This is a genomic window from Shewanella sp. FJAT-52076, assembly GCF_019457455.1.
In the GTDB taxonomy this organism is placed as follows: Bacteria; Pseudomonadota; Gammaproteobacteria; order Enterobacterales; family Shewanellaceae; genus Shewanella; species Shewanella zhangzhouensis.
Window position 1 is genome coordinate 2,765,536 of sequence record NZ_CP080415.1, and the last position, 11,034, is coordinate 2,776,569.

Consider the following 11,034-nt stretch of genomic DNA (forward strand, 5'->3'; position numbering starts at 1 on the left):
GGAGCCCGAAATGGCCATCGAATTACCCAAAAACAATGCCGCGTCCAACCGCGTCGGCAACACCAGCAGTCCACTGACCAGTGCCCGCACTGCCCAGGCATCGGCAGCACAAACCGCTCAGCCACAGGTACCCCAAAAGGCCGACTCGGTGATGATCACCAGTCAGGCTCAGCAATTGCAAAGCGTGCAGTCAAAGCTGTCTTCTCTGCCTGAAGTTGACCAAAAGAAAGTGGCCGAAATCAAGCAAGCCATTGCTGAAGGCCGTTATAAAATTGACCCTGAAAAGCTCGCGGCCAATATCGCCAGCTTTGAAGCAGAATTACAGGAATTAGGCCGAGACGCCTGATTTCCAGCACGGATTGGGAACTATCCAAAGCCGGCCATTTGATTATGGCCGGCTTTTTGCATTCTTTAATCACTAACCCTGATGTCAATAAAACCGGGATGCAACACCATGGATCACGTTAATGAACTCAATCAATTGCTCGATGCACAACAGAGCCTGTTGGAGCAACTTCTGGCTGCTATGGCAGCTGAACGTGCAGCCCTGATTGCCCAAAATGCATCTGAGCTGATGACCATCGCAGAGCACAAGTCCTCTGCCCTGTTACGACTGAAGCAAAATGATGATGTCATGGCGGCTCATCCCGGTCACAGCCTGCTGACAAACGATAACGCCCTGGCGGCCAAGGTAGAATCGGTTCAACACACCCTTGCACGCTGTAAGCAGGAAAACGAAGCCAACGCGCAGCTTATTGAACACAGCCAGGCAAGCATTAACCGGCTGGCACAGGCGCTGCAGGTAAGTCGCAACGCTAGTTCCCTTACCTACACGGATAAGGGTAAAACATCGACCATCTCTACTCTGGGTAGCAGCATAGAAGTCTGACACGCCCGGGGTATAAGCGCTTTATTGCCACCTGCGCCTATGTCGACATAGCCTACAAAACGCCCAATAAAAAAGCCCCATTCTCAGGGGCTTTTTTACTGCGGCTGCGATTAAGGGGAGTGCCAACCTTAAAAGTAAGTCACTTCCTTTACCTTGGAGGGGCGATTCTGCTGCTGATAGATATCCCACACGCGCGCAAAATCCAGTTCCAGCTCTGTCACATAATGCTCACCAACAGGATAGGCCTTAACGACTCTGGCGCCGCGGATGACACCAGATACCGATGCTTTAATGCTGTCACTGCCCATGCCCCAGTCGTTCACGCTGGCGCCGGCACTGATTTTTTGACCGTAAACCTGCTCTGCCAGCTCTCTGTATGCCGCAAGCTTTGAGGCCTGCATGGCCATCAGCACCTTTTCGGCCTGGGTCTTCGCAGGTTGGGTTGCCAAAGGCGCATAGCCAATGGCGGTCAGCTTGGGAAAACTCGCTGGCGCCTCAGTCTCCCACTGCACATAACGGTCATCACTGCTGGCGCACCCGGCTAAAAACACCAGGGTCAAACAGGTGCTAATCCACTTTTTCATTTGTCTTCTCCAAGCAGAGTGACCCTGTCCAGCCCCGGCGCTTCATGGCGATATAACAGCCCGTCTTTGGAAACGACTTGCTGGGAGTAACCCAGGTAATCCCGGAGATCCCCCGGACGACTGAACGACTGAGATGTCGCTACCACACGGTTATTGGCTATGTCGACCAGACGGCTGTTTACTGTCATCCCATCCCGCCCCAGGCTGTAAGTAGCCACCAGCACATGCTGGGTCTGGGCAGTTTCACGCAGCTTTTGCCAGTCACGGCTCAGCAGCAAGTCCCCTTTGTCTGTGACTCTCAGGGTTTGGCTGATAGCCGTATCCACCACATTGAAGTACCGGGCATGCAGCGCGGCCATCATGCCCTGCTGCAACTGGCGGGCAAAACTGCCACTTTGGGTCATGTCATCCACGTTTACCGGGGTTGTCACCACGATGGGATCGGTGGATGAAAGCACGTCGTTGGTCAGCAGCAGCTCATTGACTATCTGCTGTGCCAGAACATTGACTTGCTCCCGTTGTGGGTAGCCGTCTTCCCCATAGGATACACTCTGGGGAACCTTGGGCTGCCCCATCGCAGGCAACCATACAAAAGCGAGTGCCAGAGCAGTGACCATTCGCGCCTTCATAGAGACAACTCCATGATTTTATATAAATTAATAAGAAAACCCATCTTCAGGCTTTCCACTCCATTACACAACTATCGGCACCTGTGGCAATTACTTTACTTTAAAACACCATAATCACAGCGGATGCCAGGCCTGGGGCGGCACGTAACTTGCTTAGTCCGTATCATGACAGAACCATCCGGTATCCAGCATGCACCGCGGCGGCACTAAAATGGCTTGCAGGCCCTGTGCCAAAGACACCAATGGATGGAACCCTCAACCCTTTGAGATGTGGCAGGACAGGCATATGGGATTGATAAAATCCGCCCTCGTTTTCAGCGCGCTCCTTATGAGCATTCAGGCACAAGCCGACTGGGTGACCGCCCAGGGCGAGGCCGTTATCGTCAATGGTAACGTCACCAAAGCTCGCGCAGAAGCCATTGAGCAGGCCGTCAGCTATGCCAGCCTGCAAGCCGGTGTCAGCATTGAATCCTCACAGCAGATGGTCGATGGTCATCTTACCGATACCAGCACCCGTCTGATGCAACAGCTGATGACAGGGCCCGTACAACTCATCAGTGAGCAGATTGAAAACAACCGCTTACGAGTGCAACTGCGCGTCGAATTGATGGAAGCGCCTCAAAATCAATGTCAGAGCACCCACCTGAAAGCAGCGATACTATTGCCCGAAGCCGCCGTGAGTCACCGTAGCCAATTGGCGCAGGGTCAGATAAATAACCTTGGAGAAGCCGTATCCCGGCAGCTCGCCCGACGACTGGACAGTACCTCAGGTGCGGCCTTTGCCAACCTGCGGCCCGGCGCGCGTCTTGATGTGGACGCAAGGCAACTTGCCGCCCCCGGCTATCGTTTGCCGGGGTACCTTGCCATGGCAAGCGATAGCCAATACGTTTTGGTCCCCCAAATTACCGATGTCTCCACCGAGCCCGTGCAAAGTAGCTACTTCGGCCTGGTCACAGACGCCCCCGAGCGCCAGTTTGCTCTTACCCTCACCCTGTTCCAGGGGATCAGCGGCGAAATTATCTGGCGTGACGAATTCACAACCTCTGCTCCCTGGGAGTTCGAACTCACGGAGCAGGTGTCCCCAACCCATGACAGGTTCTGGCGCTCAGCCTACGGCATGGCGGTAGATAAACTGCTGGTGCAGGCGGTAAAGGAACTCGACAAGGCACTGCTTTGCCGCCCTGTACTGGGGCAAATTGTTGCCAGGCAGGGGCAAACTTTGATCCTGAATCTGGGACGTCGCCATGGCATTAAGGTAGGGGATGAACTCGCCGTGGTGCTGGCAAAACACATTCCAGACAGGCTGAACGACACCCGCGCCACCGGGAACAACACCAAAACAAACATCAGCATAACCCAGGTAACTGAAGACAGTGCCCGCGCCGAGCTCTCTGGTCTGGGCAGCGTGGATAATATTCAGGTCAGCGATATTGCGATAAAAAACGGGCAGAACAAGAATTAACCAGTTAAATATCAAGACTTTTAATCAAAGACAAAATAGGTATAATCAGCGGGTCTCCCTATAGCTCAACAGGATAGAGCAGTCGCCTCCTAAGCGACCGATCGGGGTTCGAGTCCCTGTGGGGAGACCATTCACTTCTGCTTGTGAATGCTTGCACAAGTTTCAAGCTTTTCGTTCAGTTCCTCTTTTTCTGCCAATTTTTGTGTTTCTGTTGCCGCTACAGTATCGGTATTGATCGGCTGTGCCGCTTATGTGCCGCCGCCACCGTAGCAATCTCTTGTTTCAACTGCAACTTCCGGCATCTGATGCCATTAATCCCCGCGTGGCGGCCAGAGGCCTTCGGGGAACGCTTGCGAGATGAAACTGTTCATCTCGCAGTCTGACGACACGCTTATCCCCCTGCCGTGGGTGCCGTGGGTGCCGTGCATGGATGCACCAATGTCGCGATCGCATGGCCTGTTTTGTTCCTGACAAAACAGGCATTTCCTCCATCCGTGGAAGTCAGATGCGAAGGAGCGACCTTTCGCACTGCTACCCCAGTAACACGCCGGCTCTTGGTTTAAAAATCAGCATCCATGGACGCTCAGCGGCGACGTCCTGTCGCCGATGGTCACTGGTGCAGCAGTGCAAGCTTAATGGTGTTCCTCTCCGGCATTCGACTTATCTCTCAAGTACCGAAATGAAAAGCAATGGTCCGACTGTTACACCGTTTCCCCGTTCCGACGCTGCCGAGGACGTTGCCGAAAATGGCGTGGCGAGGCATGGATGCCGAAGCAGCGTCAGTCGAAAAAGGGATGTGCGTCTGACGCGCTAGCCGATTTTCGGCATAAGGCCGAGGGGCTTTCAGCGTCGTTGGGGTGTCCTTGGGGTTGCAAGGGGTATTGGACAAGCAATACCCCTTGCCCGGAGGCGGGCTGGAAGGCCGCTATTTTCTGCCGCTGGCACAGCGGCTATCTTGTGCGTTAGTGCAACTTCCAACATCCGATGCCATTAATCCCCGCGTGGCGGCAAGAGGCCTTCGGGGGACGCTTGCGAGATGAAAATGTTCATCTCGCAGTCTGACGACACGCTTATCCCCCTGCCGTGGGTGCCATGCATGGATGCACCAAGGTTGCAATCGCATGGATACGAATGAGCGCCCCTTGGCACATCCACTTAGGTGACACGCAGCGAGTACATCCATGTAAGCTCGACGACAGCATCCATGCTGTAGAAGTTCACTTCAGGGGATATGCTTCGGAATAGCCTTGCGGCTCAGTCAGGCATGTGAATAATCGCCAAAATGCAGTGACTAACGTTCAGCTTGGTTGGCCGCTACACTGGCTAAGCAATCAACCTATACCTTGAATACCGCAATCAACTGCTCCATCTGCCGGGAGTCTTCGGCAATCCTGTCGCTGGTGTGGCCGACGGTTTCGCTCTTGGACTGATTGTCCAGGGAGATGTCGTTGATCCGGGTGATGTTCTGATTCAATTCGGCAATCACGGCACTCTGTTCGTCGGTCGCCGTTGCTATTTGCAGATTCATATCGTTTATCTGACCTATGGCCTGTTTAATCAGTCCCAGGGCATCCATCACCTGAGCCGTTTCATCCACCGTGTTATCCGATTGCTGGCGCGCTCTTGCAACCGACGCATTAACTTTGTCGACGGCGCCACGGATGGCCTCAATGATGGCATTAATTTCCTGCGTGGACTGCTGGGTACGGCTCGCCAGGGTTCTAACTTCATCCGCTACCACGGCAAAGCCCCGCCCAGCCTCACCGGCGCGGGCAGCTTCAATGGCGGCATTGAGAGCCAATAAATTCGTCTGCTCGGCGATGCCCACAATCACATCGAGAATTTGACCGATTTCACCCGAGCTGACCTTGAGGGCCTTGGCAATATCAGAGGTCTCTTCCAGCTCGCTCGAAAGCTGCCGGACATTACCCATGGCATGGGTGACCACCAAATTGGTACTGTCGGCCTGGGCGTCGGCATCTTTTGCCGATTGCGCCGCAAGCTGAGCATTCGCCGCTACCTCACTGGCAGTGGCCGACATTTGATTGATGGCGGCTGCCACACTCTGGGTTTCCTGTTGCATGCTGTTTGTGGCATGGGCCGCTTCGTGGGCGACATTCGACAGCGAGGCCGACAGCTGACGGCTGTGGTCGACCGAGTCGCGCACCGAGCTGACCAATGACTGGATGCGGCCAACAAAGGCATTAAAGTATACCGACACCTGTGATAACTCATCACGGCCGCGCTCTTCCAGCCGCAGGGTCAGGTTGGCTTCGCCTTCGGCAATGTTTTTAAAAGCCATAAGGGTTCGCTGCAGGGGCTCAGTCACACTGCGGCTTATCATCAGCAGCAGTGCCAGCACCGGTCCCCACACCAACAAAAATACCAGCAAGTATTGCCAGGCAAACTCCTGTTTCTGGGCCGCAATGTCATCCACATAAATACCTGTTCCCACAATCCAGCCCCACTCATTAAAGCGCTTTACCACACTCATCTTTGGACTGGGGGCATCGGCGTCGGGCTTGTTCCACATGTAATTGACCAATGCAGAATCACTGTTTTGAGTGAGGCGGATCATTTCGGCAAACAGCTTTACCCCGTTTGGGTCGGCCATTCCCAGCACACTGGTATCCACCAGTTTTTTAGCGAAGGGGTGCTGGATCATCATTCCTTGCCGGTCGATGGTGAAGTAGTACTCTTTTCCTGAGTATCTGAGGCTATCGAGGGCAGCCAATGCCTTTGTCTTGGCCTCAGCTTCACTGAGCTCTCCGGACTGAGCCTTATCCTGATAATCCTTGATGATGCTAATGGCGATATCTGTCAGCGCATTCAGCCGCGCTTCTTTTTCCTGTACCAACACCGAATCCATGTTGCGCAGCGCAAACACAAACATCAGCAGGGTCGCGACCAATGACAACAGCAGCATCGCCCAAATTCGGCGTGAAATATTGTAATTTCTCAGATAGTTGCCAAGCATAAGCACCTCGGTATTTGACAACATTGTTGGGTGTTTTTAACGGAGAAAAGAGCCGCGTTGTGTCGATATGCTCTCTTTAGTACGAACACCCTCAAACGCCCTCAAACGCTAAGTCAAGACGCGGATAACCGACAAACAGTCAAAACCGGCCACTGTTCCACGGTCATGCAGACGCCCTGTTAATTCAAACTATAGTATGGGCTGAGCAATCGACTAAAAACTGCACTTTAGTCGATGGTAAGCCCACTTAAATAATGGAATTCAAAGAAAAGTATTAGCGAAAATATGCCTGGAGCGCCAGTGAGGACACTGGGCGATTGCGATAAAGAATAGGACTTAGCCTGCTGACAGAGGCTTAAGAATTAAGTGTCGCAGCACTGTTAAAATCCATTGTTTTACACACTGCCAATGGGCCTATTGTGACGGCAGCACTTCCCCATGACCAACCAACGCCAAATCCGGATAGCAGCATCTTCAGCGGCCCCCTGGCAAGCCTGTCATGCAATGCATCGGTAATCGCCAATGGAATTGACGCAGAGCTGGTATTGCCACGGTTTTTCATGGCGATAATCATTTGCTCAGTGGTAAAACCCAATTTATCGGCCAACCGCCGCAGCATCATTTCATTGGCCTGATGCAAGACTATGGCATCGGGTGAATTTACGTCCCAGGAGGCGGCATCCAGCACCGCATTGATTGAGGTGGGCACCTCACGCAACGTAAACACAAACACCTGGGTGCCGTCCATACTGAGCGCGGGCGGCTCTCCTGGATGAAGGGCAGCATTGTTGGGCTGAATAAGATAAGGGGCTCCGGCGCCATCACTGCCAAGTGAAAAATGCATGGGTGCAGCATCAGGATTTTTTTCAAGGGCAATAACGCTGATGGCATCCCCAAACAAGGGGCTTACGGCTCTGCTTTGTTCGCCCTGGCCACACATTTGCGATGTGGTATCTCCTACCACCAGCAGCGCGCGTCTGCATGGCAACGATGATAACAAGGTCGCTGCTTGCCACAGTCCATAGACAAAACCTGAGCATCCCAAATTGACATCAAAGGCGAGCGTGTCTTTTCCAAGCCCCAACCGATGCTGAAGCTGAACAGCATTACCGGGCAGCATGAAATCGGGGGTTTGCGTGACACAAATAACAAGTCCGGGACTCGCATCCCATCCCAACTCATTAAGAAGATAGGTTCCACCCTGAGTGGCCATGGATAAAACGGTTTGTCCGGCCCCGGCAACTCTGCGATGTTCGATGCCGGTGGATTCAATGACCCGCTTTAATTCATCGGGGTTAAAAAGGTGCGTCAGGCTGTAATTGTCCACTGTGTCAGTCGGGACGACAGAAACCATCCCCCGAACTTCAACCCCTGTCACCTGGGTTTGTGCCATTACGCTTCTCCCTGAACCATCAGCTCCCCGAGGAACTGAGCCTGCCGTCAACTTTCAAGCTATATTATTCAATGTTATAGTTGAAACCAATCAAAATAGCTGAATTTCAATGGGGTAGCTAAATGGAAGCCGTCATAAAATCAGTCAGGATCGCAGGGATGCATGCCGTCGTCCCTCCCCACAGACATTCCTATGTCGAAACCCCGGACCTGTTCACCCAAGAAGAAGCCGACAAGGTGTATGCCAGCACAGGCATACACTCGAGGCGCATATTGCCAAAACATTTGTGTGCCTCTGATATGTGTGTGGCGGCAGCAGAAAGGCTGCTCAGCAGCCTGGGTTGGACTCCCGAGAGCATAGATGTACTGATTTTTGTTTCGCAGGACCCCGATTACTCTCTTCCGGCCACCGCCTGCTTGATGCAAACGCGGCTGGGATTAGCCCAAACTGCGGCCTGTCTCGATGTCAGTCTGGGGTGTTCAGGCTTTATTTATGGCACCTGGATTGCGAGCCAACTGCTCAACAGCTCAAGCGGAAAACGCGCCCTGGTGCTGTGCGCAGACACCTCAAGCCGCCACCTGATGCCCGATGACAGAGGAACACTTCCCTTGTTTGGTGATGCCGGCGTGGCAACCGCACTTGAATTCGACCCTAATTGGCCAGACTCCTACGCCGTTTTCGGGACCGACGGTACCGGAGGCCAGCACATCGCGGTGAAGGCCGGTGGCAGGCGTAACCCCTGCATGCCCGAGTCAGAGCCTTTTGATGAAGAAACCCAGGCACGGCTATACCGCGATACACGCCTTTATCTGAATGGCGCTGCAGTGTTTTCCTTCACATTGAAAGTGGTGCCCAAGTTGGTAAAGGACGTACTGTCCCTCGCCGGGCAGGAAGCAGACTCTCTGGATATGGTAGTGATGCATCAGGCGAATCAATTTATTCTTGAGCACCTGAGGAAAAAAGCCGGTGTCGCCGCAGAGAAATACCTCATTGATATGAAAGATTTTGGCAACACATCATCGGCGTCAGTACCACTGGCCATCTGTCATCGTCTGGGCGATTTTTTCACAGAGCGCCGCAAGATGTTGCTGGGTGGATTCGGTGTCGGTTGGTCGTGGGGCGCCCTTGTTACTGACATCAAAATGGATGCGGCCCCCATGCTCACCGAAATCGAGGACGACTTCCCACCACTGGCCCTGGAGCAATAATCTTTGCAACTGAAAGATAAACACATTCTGGTTACCGGCGCCTCAGTAGACTCAGATATCGGGCTGGCCATCTGTGTTGCCTTGGCAAGCCAGGGGGCGCGGCTTGGATTAATAGGCAGACGGGCTGAAGCACTTGAGGCAACCCTCACCCACATACATGCGATGACGCCGACTCAAGAGGCGGACGTGGTTCCTGCTCACTATATTCATGCAATTGACTTGGCTGAGCTCGACACCATAGTGCCGACTATCAAGCAACTGGTCACGCTGCATGGGCCGTTCGACGGTTTGGTTCACAGTGCCAGCTTTCAGGGCTACAGCCCGTTAAAAACCCTTAAGCCAAGTCAGATAGGCCAGTATTTCGATATCAACTTTGCCGCAGCCGCCATGTTGCTCTCGGCCTTTGCCAAACAGCAGCAAGCCAATGCCGGGGCGAGTCTGATATTGATTGGTTCGGCTGCCGGTCAAAAGGGCCTTAAGGGCCGCTGCCTTTACGCGGCGTCCAAAGCAGCTCTGACATCACTGGTAAAGAGCGCCGCGCTGGAGCTTGCCGACAAACACATCAGGGTGAACTGTGTTGCGCCGGCACTGGTCAGTGGCAGCAAGGCGGATAAACAGTTTGCGATGCTCGGTGAACAGCAGGCTGAGGCGCTAAAAGCTGCTCATCCCCTTGGAATTGCAACGCCAACCGATGTGGCAGATGCCGTATCTTTTCTGCTGGGCCCGCACAGTCAAAAAATTACCGGGGCCACACTGAATGTCGATGGAGGCTTTCTTGCCGGCTGAGTTTTCAACGCTGGTGTTTTACGCCAATGCCTCGGCAACTATTGGTTCTGGCCACCTGATGCGTTTGATGGCCCTGGCAGACGCATTTAACGTGGCGGCAATAACGGCCAAGGTAACACCACGCATCGTTTTTTGGAGTAAAACCTGCCCCGACTCGCTGAAACAGAAACTCTACGGGCGAGGTTTCGATTGGCAAGCCGCGCCGCCAACACTCACCAGCTCAGCAGTCGATGCGCTGGATGCAGATATTCTGGTGGTCGATGACTACCACCTCGACGCCAATGAATGGCAAGCCCTTTCCGGCTGTCGCGCCTTTTGCCTGGCGTTGGACGATGCCATCGCATCCCATCAGCTGGCCGTAGATGCCGTATTAAATCCAGCGCCGGATCTGAGTGAAACAAGTTACCGCTTAAGGGCAAAGCGGGCCTCACTGTTTTTGGGGCCAAGATACACCCTGCTTCGGCAGGAGTTTCGCGATACACCCATCCCGAATTTTGAAGCCAGACATACCCTGCTCATCACCCTGGGCGGCTCGGATGTGAAACACCTGTCACTCCCCCTAGTCTATGCACTCAGCACGGCCTTACCCGAAACACCCATTACCATAGTCGTTGGCGCCATGACCCCGCTCAACGATGCCGTTTTGATGGCGGCCAACCGCGGCAATCAACCTCTTCGTGTACTGCGGAACGTGGAAAACATGGCCGAAGTCATGGCAGATTGCGGTCTGGCTGTGTCAGCAGCCGGTGGTACCCTCGGGGAACTGGCAGCGATGGGCGTACCGACCTTTGCCTTGGTTTGTGTTGATAATCAGTCACCTGCCCTGACATCGTCTTTGGTTGACTCCTGGTATCGGGTGATCGATATGCGCACCTGGCAGCCCGAAACCACTCAAGCCAGCGCATCCGAATCACAGAAACTGCTGGATGAAGTAACAGAAAGAGTAAAACAGCTGTGGCACAATCCATGCAAGCGTGAAATGATGAGTCAAAAAGCGCGTCAAATTGTTGATAGCAGCGGAATAATTGAGCTGGCGTCCTTGCTGCTCCGTGATTGTCAAAAGACAAAGTAACCCGCATTCACAGTCTGCTCTATCAACTCAATTT

The 11,034-nt window shown here is 53.6% G+C and carries 10 protein-coding genes and 1 tRNA gene; 7 read left to right on the forward strand and 4 right to left on the reverse strand.

Annotated features, from left to right (window positions below):
• Nucleotides 1–10 precede the first annotated feature (10 nt).
• Both flgM and K0H79_RS12095 read left to right on the forward strand, forming a co-directional pair.
• Nucleotides 11–346: a flagellar biosynthesis anti-sigma factor FlgM gene (gene flgM / locus K0H79_RS12090; RefSeq protein WP_011760435.1), complete on the forward strand. Its 336-nt coding sequence runs from the start codon at nucleotides 11–13 to the stop codon at nucleotides 344–346.
• A gap of 108 nt (nucleotides 347–454) precedes the next feature.
• The gene (locus K0H79_RS12095) at nucleotides 455–889 is read left to right on the forward strand and encodes a flagellar protein FlgN (protein ID WP_220075967.1); all 435 of its coding nucleotides are present in this window, start codon (nucleotides 455–457) and stop codon (nucleotides 887–889) included.
• 128 nt (nucleotides 890–1,017) lie between these two features.
• Here the strand turns inward: K0H79_RS12095 and K0H79_RS12100 are convergent, their stop codons facing one another.
• Complete coding sequence (locus K0H79_RS12100; RefSeq protein WP_220075968.1) at nucleotides 1,018–1,473, reverse strand: LPP20 family lipoprotein; 456 nt, start codon at nucleotides 1,471–1,473, stop codon at nucleotides 1,018–1,020.
• Entirely contained in the window at nucleotides 1,470–2,102 is a 633-nt protein-coding gene (locus tag K0H79_RS12105) for a FlgO family outer membrane protein (RefSeq protein ID WP_220075969.1), read from the reverse strand. The genes K0H79_RS12100 and K0H79_RS12105 overlap by 4 nt, the downstream gene beginning before the upstream one ends.
• 286 nt (nucleotides 2,103–2,388) lie before the next feature.
• Between K0H79_RS12105 and K0H79_RS12110 the strand changes: the two genes are divergently transcribed.
• Together K0H79_RS12110 and K0H79_RS12115 are read left to right on the forward strand one after the other, a co-directional pair.
• A complete protein-coding gene (locus K0H79_RS12110) occupies nucleotides 2,389–3,564 on the forward strand; it encodes a flagellar assembly protein FlgT (protein ID WP_220075970.1) in 1,176 nt (391 codons plus the stop codon).
• 54 nt (nucleotides 3,565–3,618) lie between these two features.
• Nucleotides 3,619–3,694: transfer RNA gene (locus K0H79_RS12115), tRNA-Arg, on the forward strand.
• Between the two features lie 1,206 nt (nucleotides 3,695–4,900).
• On the opposite strand, the gene K0H79_RS12120 is transcribed toward K0H79_RS12115, so the two are convergent.
• Together K0H79_RS12120 and K0H79_RS12125 are read right to left on the reverse strand one after the other, a co-directional pair.
• Nucleotides 4,901–6,565, reverse strand: coding sequence for a methyl-accepting chemotaxis protein (locus K0H79_RS12120; protein WP_220075971.1), 1,665 nt, complete (start codon nucleotides 6,563–6,565; stop codon nucleotides 4,901–4,903).
• Nucleotides 6,566–6,896: 331 nt separating this feature from the next.
• Entirely contained in the window at nucleotides 6,897–7,934 is a 1,038-nt protein-coding gene (locus K0H79_RS12125) for a 3-oxoacyl-ACP synthase III family protein (protein WP_220075972.1), read from the reverse strand.
• Between the two features lie 158 nt (nucleotides 7,935–8,092).
• Between K0H79_RS12125 and K0H79_RS12130 the strand changes: the two genes are divergently transcribed.
• The 3 genes from K0H79_RS12130 to pseG are packed head-to-tail and all read left to right on the forward strand — an operon-like array spanning nucleotide 8,093 to nucleotide 11,000.
• The gene (locus K0H79_RS12130; RefSeq protein WP_258405381.1) at nucleotides 8,093–9,142 is read left to right on the forward strand and encodes a 3-oxoacyl-ACP synthase III family protein; all 1,050 of its coding nucleotides are present in this window, start codon (nucleotides 8,093–8,095) and stop codon (nucleotides 9,140–9,142) included.
• A 3-nt stretch (nucleotides 9,143–9,145) separates the two neighbouring features.
• Nucleotides 9,146–9,928 (forward strand): SDR family NAD(P)-dependent oxidoreductase, encoded by a 783-nt coding sequence (locus tag K0H79_RS12135; protein ID WP_220075974.1) that lies wholly within the window; start codon nucleotides 9,146–9,148, stop codon nucleotides 9,926–9,928.
• Nucleotides 9,900–11,000: a UDP-2,4-diacetamido-2,4,6-trideoxy-beta-L-altropyranose hydrolase gene (pseG, locus tag K0H79_RS12140; protein ID WP_220075975.1), complete on the forward strand. Its 1,101-nt coding sequence runs from the start codon at nucleotides 9,900–9,902 to the stop codon at nucleotides 10,998–11,000. Before K0H79_RS12135 ends, pseG begins: the two co-directional genes overlap by 29 nt.
• Nucleotides 11,001–11,034: the final 34 nt, after the last annotated feature.